At 70.1% G+C, this 17,265-nt stretch carries 14 protein-coding genes and 1 pseudogene; 1 reads left to right on the top strand and 14 read right to left on the bottom strand.

What is annotated here, in order from left to right:
* Positions 1-72: 72 nt before the first annotated feature.
* The 12 genes from J7I97_RS07075 to J7I97_RS07020 form a co-directional block, all read right to left on the bottom strand.
* A complete protein-coding gene (locus J7I97_RS07075; RefSeq protein ID WP_214931775.1) occupies positions 73-951 on the bottom strand; it encodes a thiopeptide-type bacteriocin biosynthesis protein in 879 nt (292 codons plus the stop codon).
* The gene (locus J7I97_RS07070) at positions 948-3,401 is read right to left on the bottom strand and encodes a lantibiotic dehydratase (RefSeq protein ID WP_214931773.1); all 2,454 of its coding nucleotides are present in this window, start codon (positions 3,399-3,401) and stop codon (positions 948-950) included. Before J7I97_RS07070 ends, J7I97_RS07075 begins: the two co-directional genes overlap by 4 nt.
* A gap of 34 nt (positions 3,402-3,435) precedes the next feature.
* Positions 3,436-4,968, bottom strand: coding sequence for a SagB family peptide dehydrogenase (locus tag J7I97_RS07065; RefSeq protein ID WP_214931771.1), 1,533 nt, complete (start codon positions 4,966-4,968; stop codon positions 3,436-3,438).
* Positions 4,968-7,253, bottom strand: a complete 2,286-nt coding sequence (locus J7I97_RS07060) for a TOMM precursor leader peptide-binding protein (protein ID WP_214931769.1) — start codon at positions 7,251-7,253, stop codon at positions 4,968-4,970. The genes J7I97_RS07065 and J7I97_RS07060 overlap by 1 nt, the downstream gene beginning before the upstream one ends.
* A 20-nt stretch (positions 7,254-7,273) precedes the next feature.
* Positions 7,274-9,331 carry an ATP-binding cassette domain-containing protein gene (locus J7I97_RS39830; protein ID WP_214931767.1) on the bottom strand — a complete coding sequence of 686 codons (2,058 nt, stop codon included), beginning with the start codon at positions 9,329-9,331 and terminating at the stop codon, positions 7,274-7,276.
* Entirely contained in the window at positions 9,328-11,676 is a 2,349-nt protein-coding gene (locus tag J7I97_RS07050; protein ID WP_214931765.1) for a peptidase domain-containing ABC transporter, read from the bottom strand. The genes J7I97_RS39830 and J7I97_RS07050 overlap by 4 nt, the downstream gene beginning before the upstream one ends.
* A gap of 2 nt (positions 11,677-11,678) precedes the next feature.
* Positions 11,679-12,911, bottom strand: a complete 1,233-nt coding sequence (locus tag J7I97_RS39825; RefSeq protein ID WP_214931763.1) for a cytochrome P450 — start codon at positions 12,909-12,911, stop codon at positions 11,679-11,681.
* Between the two features lie 141 nt (positions 12,912-13,052).
* Complete coding sequence (locus J7I97_RS07040) at positions 13,053-13,220, bottom strand: hypothetical protein (RefSeq protein ID WP_214931762.1); 168 nt, start codon at positions 13,218-13,220, stop codon at positions 13,053-13,055.
* 169 nt (positions 13,221-13,389) lie between these two features.
* Positions 13,390-13,557 (bottom strand): thiocillin family RiPP, encoded by a 168-nt coding sequence (locus J7I97_RS07035; RefSeq protein WP_214931759.1) that lies wholly within the window; start codon positions 13,555-13,557, stop codon positions 13,390-13,392.
* A 25-nt stretch (positions 13,558-13,582) separates the two neighbouring features.
* Positions 13,583-13,741, bottom strand: a complete 159-nt coding sequence (locus J7I97_RS38210; protein WP_214931757.1) for a thiocillin family RiPP — start codon at positions 13,739-13,741, stop codon at positions 13,583-13,585.
* 54 nt (positions 13,742-13,795) lie between these two features.
* Positions 13,796-13,957: a RiPP peptide gene (locus tag J7I97_RS07025; RefSeq protein WP_214931755.1), complete on the bottom strand. Its 162-nt coding sequence runs from the start codon at positions 13,955-13,957 to the stop codon at positions 13,796-13,798.
* A gap of 46 nt (positions 13,958-14,003) precedes the next feature.
* The gene (locus tag J7I97_RS07020) at positions 14,004-14,150 is read right to left on the bottom strand and encodes a thiocillin family RiPP (RefSeq protein ID WP_214931753.1); all 147 of its coding nucleotides are present in this window, start codon (positions 14,148-14,150) and stop codon (positions 14,004-14,006) included.
* 1,152 nt (positions 14,151-15,302) lie between these two features.
* On the opposite strand from J7I97_RS07020, the pseudogene J7I97_RS38205 reads away from it, so the two are divergent.
* Positions 15,303-15,466 (top strand): annotated as a pseudogene (locus tag J7I97_RS38205) (IS701 family transposase); the annotation flags it as partial.
* 19 nt (positions 15,467-15,485) lie between these two features.
* Here J7I97_RS38205 and J7I97_RS07015 read toward each other — a convergent pair.
* Positions 15,486-16,085 carry a thymidine kinase gene (locus J7I97_RS07015; RefSeq protein WP_214931751.1) on the bottom strand — a complete coding sequence of 200 codons (600 nt, stop codon included), beginning with the start codon at positions 16,083-16,085 and terminating at the stop codon, positions 15,486-15,488.
* 147 nt (positions 16,086-16,232) lie between these two features.
* The coding region (locus J7I97_RS07010) for a plasmid pRiA4b ORF-3 family protein (protein ID WP_214931749.1) at positions 16,233-17,265 on the bottom strand (1,033 nt) is incomplete at its 5' end.

The raw sequence follows: 17,265 nt of genomic DNA, 5'->3' as shown, positions 1-17,265 counted from the left end.
CGGCGTGCCGCCTGCCAGGGCGGAGCCGCACGGGTTGCGGATGGGGTTTGCGTGGGCCCGGCATGACGTTTGTCATGCGGCGGGGCCTGCGGTGGCGGCAACACGCGGCTCCCGCAGTCCCTCCAGCCACAGCAGCCGCGCGATCTGCATCTCCTCGCCGGGCACGACCCCCAGGCGGTTGTTCATCAGGTGGATGTGGTGGAACGCGGTCAGGTAGTCCGGCCGTGGGAGCCCCGCCCGCCGCACCCGGAGCCAGAACTCGTCCACGTAGCCGGTCAACGCGTCTCGCAGAGCGGCTACTTGCAGTACACGGTCTATCTGGGTGCGCAGTGCGGCGGTGCGCCGGATCGCCGCCGGATCGCCCGGCGAGAGCCCGGGGAGCGTGCGGCCGAACGGCGCGTCGCGCCGGCCGCGCCCGGACCAGTACCACGCGTACTGGTGCAGGAAGGAGGTGCGCATCGCGGCAGGAAGCCCGGCGACCATCAACTTGGTGTGAGCCGCCGCGAGGGAGATGCGCAGCGGGCGCAGCTGCGGGGCGGCGCAGACCAGGGCCGCCTCGCTGCCGCACTGCATCAGGCGCTCGGCCAGCGCCACCCCGGCGGGGCCGCCGAACTTGTCGTGCTCCGGCTCGTAGAGGCGCTTGGTGACCATGCGGTGGGCGGCCAGCGGCCCACGCGGGCCGTCCGCGGCCCCGAGAACATCCAGCGCCCGGCGGAAGCTGTCGTCCAACTCCTCTTCATAGCGGGCCAGTCGGCTCGGCGTGCCCCTCAGCCGCAGGCGCAGCTGGAGACCGACCAGGTCGACGTACTGGAGGAAGAACCAGCGCAGTGAGGGGTCCTCGGCGGTGAAGCGGCGCACGGCCGGGCCGACCACTTGCTCCACCAGGTCGCGTATCTCGGCGATGCTCGCCACGTACACCCGGTAGTAGAGCCATTCCTGCTGATCACTCACTGGCCGTCCTGCCTCAGCATCGCGATGAATTCGGTGGCCGCCGCAGGCTGGTGCGGGTCGGCCGCCCAGTGCCCGTCCCGGCCGGGCAGTGCCTCGGTGATCTCCACCGTGGTGGTGGCGTCGTCGATCTGGCGGAAGGCCGCCCACACGGCGTGCGGGTGGTCGAAGCCGACCCACTGGGGCTTGTGGTGGATGCCCGCCTGGCCGGTGCCGCGGGAGAGGAAGACCTCGTCCGGCAGACCCAGTCGGGCGCGCCAGCGCTCCACCTCCAGCAGGAAGCTCACAGGCGACTGGCCCCGGCCCGGACGGGGCAGTTCGCCGGGAGGCGGCAGCCATGACGCCCGGCGCATGACGATCCGGCCCCGCTGGACGCGCGGCCGGTACGACGAGGGGGATGCGGCACCGCCCGCCGCGCCGGTGCCATCGGCCGCAGCGGCGTCGCCGAGGTCGAGGACCCACGGGTCGCTCAGCGTCGCCAGCAGGCGGTCCACCCCGTGGAGCGAGGCCACCGGGACAGCCCCCAGGTAGGCGAACGCCGCCGGAGCCGCGGTGGCGTCCCGGACCTGGAGCGTGTGCGTGACGGGATCGTGCGCCAGGGTGAATCCCCGCAGATCGTGTGTCGCGCCGTCGGCCTCGGCGAGTTCGGATCCCCACCCGACGCGCGGCAGTCCGCGCAGTGCGGGGCGCTGGAACTCGATCCAGTCCGCGTGCGCGGACGTCTGGTACACCCGGCAGCCGGGGTGGAGGTCGCTCAGCCACCTCGTCAGCGCTTCGTCGATCCCGTGGTGCAGGGCCGGAATCACCGCCCACCGGCCGACCATGCCGGGGAGGCCGCTGTGGATCCGGTTCACCACCAGGAGGTGGTCACCCCGGGCCACCTCCTCGGCCGATCCCGCGGCCACCTGGAAGAAGACGACGTGGCTCGGCCGGGTCAGCGTCCGGTCGCCGCGCAACTGGCCCTCCGCCGGTACGGCGCCGACCGGCCGGCCCGGTACCGGCTGCCACGTCGTAGCCGGAGCGGCGGCCAGGAACCGGTAGCAGAAGGAGAGCACGTCGCTCGTTCCGCCGGAGCCGTACCACCGTACGAAGTGGCTGAGCATCCTGTCGTACAGGGCCGCACGCCGGATCTGCGGCGTGAGCGCCGAGGCGACGGTATGCAGATCCGCCCGTACGGCTTCGCCCAGCAGCGGGCTCGCACCCGGGTCATGGGCGACTGCCTCGTGCAGAAGCCCCGCACCGGCCAGCCAGTCGGGCGGCCGACGGTCCTGAGCACGGCAGGCCTCGACCAGGGTGGTACGGGCCCGGGTGACCGCCCGGGCGCGCTCCCCCGCGTCGGCGTCACCTGCCACGAGCTCCTCCGCCCGGCCCAGCGCCCGGACCGCCTCTGCGACCGGTCCGGGCGCCTGCCCGGCGCTCCGGCCCATCGCGGTGAAGTGGCTGCCCTCGTCGGCGCTCCACGGGGTGACCGGGAGGAGCACGCCCATGGTCACCAGACGCCGCAGGGAGGCGGCGTCCGCCCCGAGCGCCTCGATGGCCTCGGGCACGGACACCGGGTGAGCGGGCATGGCACTCAGCCTCCCCCGTACCCCGACCACATCGGTGATCTCGTCCGCACGCAGGAAGACCCCGCCCGCATGGCAGTACAGCGGGAGGGCGGCGAGTTCCCGTCCGCCGACGGTCCGCACGCTCGGATTGGCGAGCAGCCGCAGACCCGCGGGCGCGTCCGGGTGACCGGCCCAGGAGCGGAGCAGATCCAGCGCCGCCGCCCGGGAGGAGGAGACCACCCGGTCGGGGAGCGGTGCGTACGGCGCCGCCGGGCCGTCTGCCGGGCCGTCCCACCCCGCCACGCCGACAGTGGTCAGGGTCCCGAAAGGGCTGGGTTTGACGGCGGTGCGCGACAGATACGCCGCGGCGCTGCGGGCCAGCCGGGAATCCCACGCGGGAGCCCTGCCGACGCGGTGCCCCAAGAGCTCAAGGGTGAAGGAGGGGCTGGCCAGCGAGAGCCCGCGGGCGATCCGCTCCTCCCGCAGCAGGTCCGTCATGGCGGCCCCGGCGTCCGCGATCTCCTTGTCCGCCGCCCGCTCGGCCCGTGCCACCAGCGCGGCCCGCTCCCGAACGGCGGCGCACCACAGCTCCAACCGGTCGCGGGCCTCGCCGTCGAGCCAGGGGGAGACCAGCGCGGCCGCCTGCTCCGTCGCCCCGGTCAGTCGCAGGTTGTGCACGTCGCGGCGCAGGCGCAGCGCGCCCCTGCGGACCGCCCGGTCAAGACCATCGGTCGGCACCAGCCTGTGCAGATCGTCGGCCACTGCCTCGGTGATCCGTTCGGCGCGGTCTTCGCGGTCCAACGCCATGCGTACCAGGGAGAGTGTCTCCTCGGCCCGCAGTGCTTCCAACGCCCTCACCGGCAGTCCGCAGACCCGGGACACCACAATCGGCGCACTGTCCACCATTACGGAGTTCCCTCGCTCTCGATTCCGTGCCTGCTCAAGGGAGCAGGTGCCGCACTTCCTGCTGCCACTGCGGGTCGTTGCCCGGACGCCAGTCGGCGGCGTGGCGGGCGCTCTCCTCAAGCGGCCTGGTCTGCGGCGCGCTGCCCAGCAGAAACTCGCCGATGGCCGACTCCTTGAGGGGATCGAGTCCGAAGGCGCGCTCGGCCAGCTCGGAGTTCCCGCTGCCGAGCCCGCAGGCGGCGAGACCCATTGCGGTGGCCACCAGATACAGCGTCTGGTAGAGGACACCGACGTGCTTGAGCGTCACGGCGTAGGCGATGGACTGGTACTTCCACGAGAGCCGCTGGAACCTCGACGTCATGGTGATCAGAACGTCCGGGACCGCCTCGCCGCCGGTGGACAGCGATCCGACGTCCAGCAGGTTCTGCCGCAGGCCAGGATCGGCGTTCACCAGACGCAGGCAGTGGTCCATCGCGTCGTAGTGGTAGATACCCGGCTCGATGCCCTCGCAGCGCCTGATGGTCAGGTACAGCTCCAGCTCGTAGGCCGCCCCGCCACACGGATAGGGCCTGGTCGAGCCGGCGTACGGCATCTTCTGGTCCGGGCGCGGCCCGTAGGTTCCGCGGACGCGTGCCGCCCGGTAGAGGAATTCGCCGAGCTGCTGAGCGTCGAGCGGGCGCTCACCGTAACTGCGGATCGACTGCCGGCCCTCCATCACGGCCAGCAGGCTCGGGTCCTTGGCGAGGACGTCCGTGAGCTGCGGACGGAACAGCGGGATCGGCTCGCCCGGCGGGGCCGGCTTGACCGGCGGCAGCGGTTCGATCGTACCGACGTACGGGAAGCGGCCGCCGTACGGTTCGTCGGTGCGGCCGAGGCGGCTGCGCGAGTGGAAGTACAGGTCGTGGAAGTCCCACTGGCGCAGTACCTCGTCGTCGTCCGCGGCGAATACCGCCAAACCGTCCCGGCAGCTGCCCAGGTCGGCGAAGCCCGCTCCGACCAGGTGCCCGAGCACAGCGGCGACGGCCTCGGCCGGCAGCTCCCCGGAGGCCAGCTCCCGGGCGGTCGCCGTCTCGCCCAGGGCGGAGGCGACCGCGGCCGCCTCGGCCGAACGCAGCACGCAGCGGTAGGCGGTCAGCGGTGTCTCCACCACCAGCGCGCCCTCGCGTCGGCGCAGCAGCGCGAACTTCGACAGCCGGACCGGGGCGTCCAGGGGGACGGCGACGACGTCGTACGGTTCGGCGGGGGCAGTGGCCTCCACCGCCATCAGCTCCACATCTCGGTACATCAGGGAGCGGGCCAGGAACGGCGAGATCCGCTCCAGCACACGGGTGAGCTGGCGCTCCTCCTGCGTGTCGAGACCGGCCGCCAGCTGGTCGGTCGGCACGGCGTGGCGGGCGAGCCGCTCAAGCACTCCCAGAATCCCGGGGGTGACCCCGCGCAGCCGGTACCCGGTCTGGTTGCGCAGCGACAGCAGCACCGTGGAATCGCGGTTCTCGCAGAGAACGCCCTGGCGCAGGGCGGTGGCCTCGGTGAGCGGGCCGTGCAAGGTCACATCGGTGGTGGTCATCAGAGGAACATCGCAATCGGGTTGAGGTCGTCTTCGCTGGGCTTGCGGTCGAGCCAGCCCAGCTCGACCGGTACGTCGTAGAGGCGGCCGGGGGCGTAGCGGGGCCAGAAGTGACGCATCCCCGGCACGATGACCCGGGCCACCGGCAGGCCGATGTCCACCCGCGTCTGGTCCAGAACGAGCATTTCCATGCCCTTGTCCTCAACGGCACGCTGTGCGCGCAGTACGTCCTCGCGCAGGTCCGCCACGTGGTGCTCGGCGTAGTCGGCGGCGGTCCGTACGACCCCGTCGGCCGGCCGCATGTACGGCTGGTTCTGCACGGTCGCGGTCTGCCACCACTTCAGCTGGTCGGGGTCGTTGTAGGCGTAGGTACCGGAGCCGTCCGCACGCATGCCGATCACGGCGGGCAGGAACTGATTCATCTCGGACAGCGCCCGTCCGATGGCGATCTTGACGTCGAAGTGCGAGCCGAGCGCGAAGAGGACGTCCTGCACCGGCTTGTCCGTGCGGTAGGAGACGGCGACGACCGACGGGATGCCCAGGTCGTTGGTGACGTCCAGTACCCACGTCTCGCGGCCGAGCGAGCGGTAGCGGTCCTGCCACTTGCGGAAGTACGGGTCGTCGAAGCTGTCCAGGTCGATCCGGGGCATCCGCAGCCGGTGGTACCACCACATGGCGACGCTGTCCCGCTCGACGAGTTCGAAGAAGCCCTGCAGGATCGCGTCCTCCAGGGTCGTGCCGGCCGCGCACCCGTTGGAGTTGGCGCCCCCGTTGAAGCGCACCGCCTCGCTGGAGCTGGAGTACGAGAAGTACAGCGCCGAGGTCGGCAGGTACTTGTGCCGCTGTTCGGTCAGCGACCAGACGGGTGACCAGTCCACCGGCTCGGCCGGGTTCATCCGCGGCGACACCCAGTGGAAGTGCGAGGGCCGCGCGTTCCACTCAAGCCGGTCCGCGAACTGCCGGTCGCTGTACTGGTGGAGCGCGTTGGGCTCGATGGCCCGGTCGGCGCCGAGGGCCTCGTACGAGCTGGTGATGCGCGCCTCGTCGCCGTGGAACACCCCGGAGTACCGCTCGATCGCCTCGCCGAGGGCACTCGCCCTGGCCTGTACGTCGCTGATGCCCTTGCCGGAACTGGCGCTGCGCAGTCCGGCGCGCAGATCGGCGGCGTTGGCCATCGGCACGGCGAAGTTCTGTCCCGCCGTGTACGTGTGGAGCCCTTCCACGTCCAGCGGAACCTTGACCAGGCTGCTCACCGGGCCACTGATCGGGCTGACCAGGTGCTGGAAGGTGTCGAGGAACTCCTGCGGGTCCTTGGCCCGGTGGCCGCCGTCTGATGCCACGGCCTTGACCTGGCTGGACAGTTCCACCGGGCCCCGCTGCCGCTTCGCCTGGAGGTCCGGGTCGCCGCAGGCCGGGCACTGCGGGCGCCGGGTGACCGGGTGCTGCTCGGTGCGCAGGGTCAGCGTGTCGAGGGACGTGACCTGGTCGCGGGGGACGTCCGTGCCGGGCAGGGCACCGCCGACGGCCCCGGCGAGCCACTTCGCGGTTTCAAGGGCAGCCAGTTGGGCGGCGACTCCCACGGTGGCTGGCACATCGGTCACCGAATTCACCAGGACATCGGTGAGGACGCCGCGCTGGCGGAGGTACGAGGTCAGCATGTGCTTGTTGGCCAGCCGTATGCGCAGGCACTCGTAACACGCGCTGACGCCCGGCTGGAAGACCGGCCCCAGCCACACCGTGGCCCCGACCGGCTTCACCAGCAGCCAGGGCTTGCCGCCGGCGAGCGCCCGGCGGTTGATGTCGTCCAGCTCCGGCCGCAGGTAGTCGTCGGTCAGCACGACCGTCAGTGCGCTGTCCGGTGCGTCCGTGAGACGGATACCGAAGGCCTCGGCCGCGTCGGTGAACCATTCGGCGCGTACGTCGCCCAGGGCCACCAGGTCCACACCGGCGTTCCGCACGGCACGCACGGCCTCGTCGCCGTCCACGCCGAGCAGCTCCCAGTAGCCCCCGGCCCGCGGGTCCACCGAGGCGTCGGTCTCCACGACGTGTCCGGCGGCGATGAGCTTGTCCAGGGCGCGTCCGACCCGCGCGGGCGCGAACTCGTCCGAGAGCCGGTCCGCGATCTCCTCGCGGGTGTGGCCGCCCTGCAGCAGCGGGGCCATGAGCTCGATCATCCGGCCTTCCAGCCGGAGCTGACCGGACCGCTCGGTGGTGAGGTAGACGCCATCTCCTGCCACGGTCGTGCTGCGCACATACCTCTTGAACCGGGTTGTGGTGCTGGTCATGGTGCGGTTGCCTTTCCTTCTCACGTCAAAGTCGTTGCGTCGAGGTCCGCGAAGAGGCCGCGGGATGTGGCCGGCGCGTCGTAACTGCCGGATTCGGTGATCCGCCCGCCGGAAACGACCACGATGCGGTCGGCCCGGCGGATGGTGCTGAGGCGGTGGGCGACGACGATCCGGGTGATCCCGAGAGCCCCGATCGCTGTACTGATCTCGTCCTGTGTGGCGTTGTCCAGCGCGCTGGTGGCCTCGTCGAGAAGCAGGATGCGGGGCTCACCGACCAGGGCCCGGGCGATCAGCAGGCGCTGCAGTTGTCCGCCGGAGAACCCGGATTCGCCGTCCGTCAGCCGGGTGTCCATGCCCATCGGCAGGGCGCGGATCTCGTCGGCGATCCCGGCCAGCCCGGCGGCGTGCCAGGCGGCTCCCTCGTCGTGCTCCGGGGCGCTGCCGAGGATGACCGAACGGATGGTGCCCCGCAGCACCTTGCTGTCCTGCGGTACGTATCCGATCTGTCCGCGCACCGCGGCCAGGTCCAGCCCCGCGAGGTCGTGGCCGTCCAGCAGCACGGCACCGGCGTCAGGCCGGTCCAGGCCCAGCAGCAGCCGCAGCAGGGTGGACTTGCCGGCACCCGACTCGCCTACGACCGCCAGGAACTCGCCGGGCTCCACCGTGAGGTCGACACGGTCCAGTACCGGCTCCGCGGATCCCGGGTAGCCGAAGGTGACCGCGCGCAGCTCGGCCCGTCCGGTGAGGCGGCCGGGCAGGATGCCTGCAGGCGGCGTCTCGGGCGCGGTGGCCAGGATGGGTTCCAGCCGGGCGTACGTGGTGCGCAGAGTGAAGACGGCCTGGAGCACCCCGGGCAGCCGGCTCAGCGCCAGGTTCAGCTGGACTCCGGCGAAGGACACCGCCCAGATGCCGGTCATCCCGATGCCTCGCAGCTGAACCACCGGCAGGAGGACGCACAGCAGCAGGGGCAGGGCGGCGGCGATCAGTGCGGCCGACACCTCGGCATGGCGCAGGCCCGCGTCGTCGGCACGCTTCTGCGCGTCGAACCCCTGCCACCACCTGCGGAAGACCAGCTTCTGCGCTCCGTACGCGCGGACTTCGTCAATGCCGAGCAGCGCCGGGTAGACGGTGGACTGCACGCTCTCCACGGCGTCGTACACCTTCATGTCGTGCTTCTGCTGCGCCCACGAGAGCCATCCCAGCAGCGCCAGCAGGCCCGCAGTGGCTGCCGCGGCGACGAGACCGAGCACCCCGTCGACGAGCACCAGCAAAGTGATCGCCACTGCGGAGAAGAGCGCGCTCAGCAAGGCGTCGAGGCCGGAGGGACCGAGCAGGGACCGCAGCCGGCCGATGCCACCGGCGTGGTTGAGCAGCCGCACACTCGAATAGCGGCGCAGGAAGGGCAGCGGGAGACTGAGCACCCGCTCCCACACGGCCGGTTCCACGGTGGCCTCGATGTGCGTCTGCAGTGCGCTGGTGGAGCGGTCACGCATCTCGGCGAGCAGCCGGCCCAGCGGGACGGCTGCGAGCACCGCGGCGCACGTCCAGCCGAAGAGGGAGTCGTCGCCGGTGAGGACCGCCGTGATGAGCAGCAGCGAGCCGATCGGGGCGGCGAAGGCGAGCACCGCGGCCAGCAGGCCGCCCAGCAACGTACCGGTCAAGGGCATCGCGGCGCCCCGCACGGAGAACCGCAGCAGGCGGCGGCCCGTGATCCCGGTGTGGGGCAGCCGGGGCCGCATGACCCAGCAGTTCTCGTCGAACCCCCCGGCGTCGGCGGCCGTCACCGGGTGTCCCGCACCACCGGTTGCCGCGACGGCGGTCCAGCCCCGTCGGGCGGGCAGCAGTGCCACCGGCTCGCCGTTGCGGGACGCGAGCAGGGGAGCCCTCGGCAGCCAGGTGAGCGCCTGGGCGAGCGGCGCGCGGTGGGCCCGGACGCCGCACCGCTCGGCTGCCGCGGCGACCGGGTCCGGGGCCGCCGACGGCCGCTCCGGCAGCGCCTCCCCGGGTGCGCCGAGGGCGGCGAGCAGCGGCTTCAAAGCGTCCCGGTGGGCGGCCCACGCCTCTCCTGCCGGGGTCACCGGCTCGCTCCGAGCAGTTCGCGGTACTGGCCCTGCCGGGCCGACAGGTCGCGGTGCGTACCGAGCTGGGCGGGCGTACCGCGGTGCAGTACGAGGACCAGGTCGTCCGGTCCCACGGTGCCGAGACGGTGGGTCACCACCACGGTCGTGGTGCCCAGGCGGCGCAGGTTGGCGTCGACCCTGGCTTCGAGGGGGCCCTCGAGCGCGCTCGTCGCCTCGTCCAGGACCAGCAGTGCCGGTCGGCGGCACAGGGCGCGGGCGAGGGCGAGGCGCTGCCGCTCGCCGCCGGAGAAGTTCTGCCCGTTCGGCTCGACGCGGGCCTCGCGCGGACCTCCGCGGCGAGCGACGACCCCGTCGAGGCAGGCGGTGGCCAATGCCTGGTCGATCAGGTCCGGGGAGAACTCGTCGTCGCCGAAGGCGACGTTCTCGGCGACGCTCCCCTCGAATAGCACGGGATGCTGGCTGACGTAGCCGATGGAGCCGGGCGGCAGGGCCGTGACCGGGATGCCGTCGAGGGTGACCGAGCCGACCCATGGGGCGGTGCTTCCCACGACGAGCCGGGCCAGGGTGGACTTGCCGCTGCCCGTGGTTCCGACGACCACGAGACGGCTGCCGGAAGGCACCCGCACGTCGACGCCGCGGACCAGGGGCGGACGGTTGATGTCGTATCCGAATTCCAGGGTGCACAGCTCGAGCCGGCCGATGGAACCGGGGGCGGCGCCGACGTCGTTACGGACGGGGGCGGTCATGGTGCTCCCGGCCGTCGCGGCGGAATCGGTGGCCTCGTCGGTCTCGGTGGTCTCGGTGGTCTCGGTGGTCTCGGTGGTCTCGGTGGACAGGGGAAATGCGTCTGCGTTTTTTGCCGCTTCGGTGGTCTCGCCACGCCGGGGCGCTTGCGCGGACTCGCCCGTCTCGGTGGACGAACCGGCTACGTCCGCGAAGGCCGCGAAGCCGGCGCGCAACTGCCCGAATGACAAGCCCCCGCGGGCCACCGCACCCGCCGAAGCCTGGAAGACGCCGACCAGGGTGATGACGGACATCAGATCGGGCAGCGCCATGGCACCCCGCCTGACATCGGCTGCCGCCCAGAGCACCGACGCGACGGAGACGAGGGAGTCGATGACGGTGGCGGTACCCAGCGTCCGCTGGGCCGACCTCATGGACCGGTGCGCCACGGCCATGCTGCTCGAGTGGGACTGCTCCCAGCGATCGAGCAGCAGAGTGGTGACGGCCTCCGCCTTCAAGGTCTCAAGCATGTTCAGGCCGCTGATCATCTCGCCGTCCCGGGAGGCCTGTTCGGCCAGCAGCCGGCCCTGTCGGGAGGACTCACCGGCGGAGGCCCTTCGCAGGATCGCTGTCGAGCAGCCGACCCCGCAGAGCACGAGCACAGCGATGCCCGGTGCGAACCAGGCCAGCACGCCCAGCACGACCGCCATGCTCACACCGCCGACGAAGACCGGTACGACGGTGCCGGCGAGCTGGTTGGCGAGGGTGTCGGCGATCTGTACCCGGGCCGCGACTCCGCCCGTGAACCGCCGCTGGAAGAAGGACGCGGGCAGATCCAGCAGCGTCCGTACGAAGAAGCGGGAGTGGTCCACGGACAGGGCGCGCAGCAGCGCCGACTGCAGTCGGGTCTGTATCCAGGTCGCGGTGAACGCGGCGACCGCCGCACCGCCCAGAGCCCACAGCAGGACGCCGGCTCCGGCGGAGTCGGGCCGGGCCGTCGCGGTGACGACGGCCCGCATGAGCAGTGCGGTGGCCACGGCCGCCAAGGCCGCCGTCGTGCCGGCCAGCACCGCCCCGGCCAGCAGACCCCCGCGGGGGCGCGCCCAGGACAGCAGGTCGCCACGCAAACGGTGCGGCACCCCGGCCGGGTGAAAGTCCTCCGTAGGCGTGAAAACGAGAGCGATGCCGGTGAAGAGGGCACGGAACTCGGCCATCGGCATGAGTCGGTGGCCGATCGCCGGATCGTTGAGGCTGACGGCTCCCTGCTCGGAGACGTGGTCCAAGACCACGAAGTGGTTGCCGCCGACGAAGAGGATGGCTGGGGCCGCCAGGGACCGCATGGCCCTGATGTCGGCCTGGTCGTCGCCGGACAGCCGGATCCGCTTGCCGCTTCCCGCCAGTCCGTAGTGGGCGGCGGCGCCGACGAGGGTGGCGGCCGTCACGCCGTCGCGTCCGCCCCCGCACACCTGCTGCAACTCGTGCCAGGACACATGCCGTCCGTACCAGGCCAGGAGGACCGACAGGCAGGATGCTCCGCAGTCGGCCTCCTCGACTTGCCGCACATGCCGGGTTCTGACCGGGCGGGCGACCGCTCGCCGCAGGGAAAGCGTGTCACGCATCGTCACACCTCCAGCCCGGTTCCCAGCCGCACGGGGAGGACGGCGGGGCTGTTGAAGGTCAGCTCACTGCGCCAGGGAAGGGAGTCCTCGGATTGCGCGAGCGCGACGCCGTTCTGGGCCAGCCGGGCGAGCAACAACTCGGACTGGAGAGAGCCCAGCCCAGCACCGAGGCAGAAATAGGCGCCGTGGCCGAACGACATTCCGGCGTTCTGAGTACGGTCCCAGCGGAATTCGAGGGGTGCCTCGAACCGGCGGGGGTCGAGATTGGCGGCGGCGAAAGCGAGCAGCACGATCTCCCCCTTGCCTATGACGACATTTCCGATCGACAGGTCCTCAGCGGCAACACGTGCCCCGAAGGTGACCGGCGCGAGCAGGCGGATCGATTCTGCAAAGGCCGGGGCAGCAAATTTCCCAGGGTCCTCGGCGACCCGCTGCCATTCCGCCGGCCGAGTGAGCAGACAGAGAAGGGCGTTGGTCAGGCCGCTGGTGACCGTATCGACCCCGGTCATGAAGAGCAGTAGAACCATGTTGACGACCTCGTCATGGCTCAGCTGCCCGCTGCGGCGCGCCGCGTTGAGGCGGGAGATGACGTCGGTGGCATTGAGTGCGTCCCGTTCGCGGACCACCGATTCGACGTAGGCGCGCAGTTCCTGGAAGCCCTCGACGGAAATGGGGTCCGCTGCCGGCCGGTTGCCGGGAAAGCTCTTGCCCAACTGGGCCAGCATGCCCCGCGACCACGTCGTGACCTGGGCCCAGTCCTCCTCGGGCAGGTCGAGCAGCGCCGCTGTGACCAGAGAGGGAAGGGGGACCGCTATGCGGGACACGAACTCGCATCCGCCCTCGGCCGTGGGACCGGCCAAAAGCGTGTCGATGATGTGAGAGATCTTCTCGCGCAGACGCTCGACGGACCGTCCTGTGAATTCCCGGGCGAGTACGCCGCGGAGCCTGCGGTGATCATCCGGCGCCCGCACGGACATCGAATTTCCGAAGAACTCGGTGAAGTCCGGATTCTCCTCCCGCATGTCGGCCGGGAAGTCGGGGCTGACCATGGTGAGGCCGGGATGGTTGCTGAATTTCGCCACCAGATCGTGGCGCGAGATGACCCACAGCCCGGGAAAGTGAACAACGGGCGACTCTGTGACCAGCTGCGCGAAGAGATCGGTGTTGTCGGCGGCGGAGTCCTCCTGCATGGCGAACCAGCGCCACACTCGTCGCGCACTTTCAGTCGTTGACACTCCCACATTCCTTAACGGCCTGGCACTTTCATGCCGTAACAAAAACTGGAAGGGTGCTGCGCCCCGTCACCCGTTGGAAGGTGATCCAGCGGCGGGGGCGCAGCACCCGAGGCGTTACTCAGCCACACTGATGACGGTGCATCAGGTGGCGCAGCCGTACGTGCCGAAGCAGGTCGGGCAGCCCATCGATCCGAGCGTGCCGAAGCAGTTGGTGCCACCCGCCTCGGTCAGCTCCTCGATCGCGATGTCCTCCGCCAGGGCGTTGCCGGCGGCGTCGATCTCGGTGTGCATGACGTCGAGAGAGTTCATGTCTTTCACCTCCTTCCTGGGAATCGGTCCGGCCGCGAAGGCCGTGGTCCGCCATACTGAGAAGTGCCGGCAACGGCACCCGGCGTCGCCGTCGACCCGTGGACGAGGTTCTCTGCATGAACCTCGTCCGACGGCCGTCCTGGCGATGCCGGGCCCGCGGCCTTGCGACTCAGTGAGAGCTGGCGGTACCGACGGATCCGGCCGAGGAGGGGCAGCCCGCGCATCCGACCGTGCCGAGGCAGAAGCTGCCGCCCGTGGCGTCGGTCAGGTCCTCGATGCTGATGTCCTCGGTGTGGCCGACCGACAGCTCGGCTGCGAGGATTGCATCGTCGTTCATGTGTTCTCCTGCGCGCGTCGAGACGTCAGTGCGATGTCGTGGTGCCGTACGATCCGGCCGAGCTCGGGCAACCGAAGGTGCCGGCCGAGCCGAGGCACCAGCCCGCGCCGCTGGCGTCGGACAGCTCCTCGATGGCTACGTCCTCGAAGAGGTCGAGGTCCGTGTCCGCGATGGTGTCGTTCACTGTTCACCTCCTCTCGTCAACAGGGGGTGCACACAGCGCCCTTGCAGGTCCGCGTCAGCTCCAGCTGAACGCGGTACCGATGCAGGCGGGGCAAGTGGTCGAACCGAAGGTGCCACCGGTGTTGGTCGTGCCACCGGCACCGGCCATGTCACCGAGCTCCTCGATGGCGATGTCGTCGAACTCCTCGACGATCTCCATGTTCTGCATGTTCTCCATGATTTTCACCTCCTCTCAAAATCCGTTACGGAGGCGGAAAGGGCCTCTAGCCGAAGCTGGACGCAGTTCCGGCCGAGCTGGGGCAACCAGCCGACCCGACACAGAACGCGGTGCCCGCACCGGCCGTGTCCGCGAGTTCCTCGATGGCGATGTCCTCGTGCTGAACCGGGACATCCATGTTGTTGTTCTCCATGGCTTTCTCACCTCCCTTCCATCGGCACATAGAGCGCCGGAATTTACCCATGCCAACGAGAGGGCGCACAGGAGTGCGCCGCATAACCAGGCATGGAGAAACGAATCCGCACCACTGAGAAAAAGGTGGGAAAGAATGAGGAGGCGGTTTCTGATACACAGAACGACGCGCCCCTGCCCGACTCGGATCCGAGGCACAGAAAAGCACCGGCAAACACGAGAAGGACTCAGAGATAAACCGAAAGGAGTTCGCGCCGGATGGGAGCCCGCTCGACATTCACCGAGGCCCCCGACGAGCTCGAAGGAGCAGGCGCAGGGGGAGAAGCGTCACCGTTCCGCGAGGTCACGGGCGCGGCGGCAGTCAGGAGCGCCCGTCAGAAAAGGGCTACCACAAGCAGGCCGATCACGATGACAGCCGCGCTGATGCCGAAGATAGGAGCCCACTCTCGCAGGTCATCCTTGTAAGTTTTGTGGCCGCCACCTTGGGACCCACTGCCGGCTGCAATGCCCGCAGATCCACTGTCCCCGCCGTAACCACCTGAGTCCCCGCCGTGCACAGAACTACCCCCGTAGTTGTTTCGAAACCGTGCAGATCGCTTGTTCTGCACCGCCACTCCGCCTTGGCTGGTCACCGCCTGGCGTGATCCCAACGTTACGAACACCCATCGGGCATGTCAATTGAGGCCTGGGCGCGCCGCACCGCCTCCCCAAATGCCATAGAATCTGACACAGATCGGACATATCACACCGACTTCCGAACGCAAGCAGACGCGCGGAAGGCGACAATCTGGACATAAGATGCAGGTAGTTGCATATTCAATACTCGGAATCTCGCCTCCACTCGCCTCCCCTTTACCTTTTCTTTGTGATTCCAGGCCCTGCATATAGGGAATTTGACTCGTCCGAATTTCTGCACGGGGGCCGGGAGGCGGCTGCTCCCCGAGAAACCTCAACGGAGACTCAATTCTGTGGAGCTTCGGTGTTTCTTGGCCCGCGGAGATTCACCGGACGCGGCGACCGGCCCGTAGGTCCGTCGAGGCCTGCATGTGGTACGCGCCGATTCCGACGTCGACACGGGGTCGGCCTGCCCCCTCCTCCCCCGGGCCGGCTCGGGGGGAGGTGCGCGGAGACCGCCACAGGCGGATGCCCGTGGGTGGCGTCAGGGCTGGTCGAGTTGCACGAGCGGTTCGCGCATCGGTTCGCCCACGTCGACGCGCGTAAGTGCGTTAGAACGGCTGGGCGTTGGCGGCGGAGGCCGGGCAAGCTGGCCCGGACCGGATCCACCGGCTGCCGAACCGGATCGGCTGGGACGCCGACCCAGCCCGGCAGAAGACGCTCAGGCGGAGGTGACGGGCAGGACGTCCGGGGAGATGGCGGCCGCGTGGGCCGCGGCGCTCGTCATGTGGCGGCGGTGGTGGCGGCGGCACAGGACCTCGTAGCCCACCTCCTCCGGCGAGCGGTTGACGTCGCCCACGACGACCTGCTCGCCCTCCACCACCATCTCGCCGCCGACCGTACGGGCGTTGTGCGTGGCCCGCGCCCCGCACCAGCACATCGCCTCGACCTGGAGGGTCTCTATCCGGTCGGCCAGCTCGATCAGCCGCTGCGAGCCTGGGAAGAGCTTGGTGCGGAAGTCCGTGGTGATGCCGAAGGCGAAGACGTCGAGGTCCAGGTCGTCCACGACGCGGGCCAGCTGGTCGATCTGCTCGGGCGCAAGGAACTGCGCCTCGTCCACGATGACGTAGTCGACCTTCCCGCCCTTGGACATCTGCCCCACCAGATAGGCGTAGAGATCCATGCCGGGGGCGGCCTCGACCGCCTCCGTCACCAAGCCCAGGCGGGAGGACAACTTGCCCTCGCCCGCCCGGTCGTCTCGGGTGAAGATCACGCCCTGCAGACCCCGCGCCGACCGGTTGTGTCCGATCTGGAGCGCCAAAGTCTTCTTACTGGGGCATCCGCCATGTCAGCTGAGCCGGGACCGCTCCCCGCAGCCCTTCGGCACCGTCCGACTCTCGGGCGCGAGAGTACGAGGGCCGCGCGCCCACACCGAGCCCGCCCAGGGGTGGCGCCCGGGACGGGTGGGTTACATCTGCTGGAGTCTGTCATTGGCATCGCCGGGGGTGAACCGGGCCGGGTCGAACCCCACCCCGGAGTCAAGGCCAAGCCACCGCACGAGGTCGTCGTGCTCCGTCCGCGTCGGATCGGCGAGAGTCCGCTTGAGGTCTTCATAGGCCCCGGCGCCTCCGCAGTCCTCAGGAGGGCAGGCGCCGGAACCGGCTACGCAGACGGGATAGGTCCGGTCCGCCTCGGCTGCGATCCGGTGCTCCACCGTGACGCGGTGGTCCCAGGAGTCACCGAAGTCGTACGTGTACACAAGGCTCCCTCCCTCCTTGAGCAGGGCGCCGAGAGTGACGCCCCGCTCGTCCCCGAAGTCGAGCTCGGTGTTTGCCCGGCCGTACTGGACGCCGTCCACGGTGAAGGCGTGCATATGGCTGTTCTCCCAGCCCATGACAGCCTGGATCACAGCATGCACTTGGTCGAGCCGGGCCGCGGCCGGCACCAGCACACGTCGCCAGACCGCCGGTTCGACAACGTCCTCCAGATCGATGCGCAGCTGGAACACCGGTTCTCCGGGGAGCGGTTCGCCGCGCATCACGGCCACGGCCCGCCTGCCCTGACCGGTCAGCTCCACGGTGTCATCGTCGCTTCGGACGGCCCCGAGGGCCGCGAGGGCTTCGAGCAACAGCCGCACGTCACGGTCGTTGCTACCGCGCCAGGCCCGCAGCCGCTCGGGCGGCACATCGTCGAGAATGTAGGGATCGGTCACCGCCTGCCACACCGCTCTGCGCAGCGCGTCGCCGGCGACCGGGCCGCGAGCCGCGTACAGCCGATGCAGCAGCGTCCGCAGGCCGGCGGCATACTCCTGGGAGAAGACCGACTCAAGCCACCCCGAGACCAGTACGGCACTCCCGATGCGCGGTACCGCTTCGAAGAGGGCGTTCCACAGGCCGTCGGGCCGGTCGAGCAGCCGGGCGTTCTTCTTCACCGGGAGCAGACGGCCACCGGCAACCCTCAGCAGTCGGGCGGCCTTAGACCGACCGGCGAATGGATCATTT

The sequence above is a fragment of the Streptomyces sp. ISL-87 genome, from assembly GCF_018614095.1.
GTDB lineage: Bacteria > Actinomycetota > Actinomycetes > Streptomycetales > Streptomycetaceae > Streptomyces.
The sequence above is the reverse complement of the archived record's forward strand: the minus strand, read 5'-3'. Positions and strand labels throughout refer to the sequence as shown.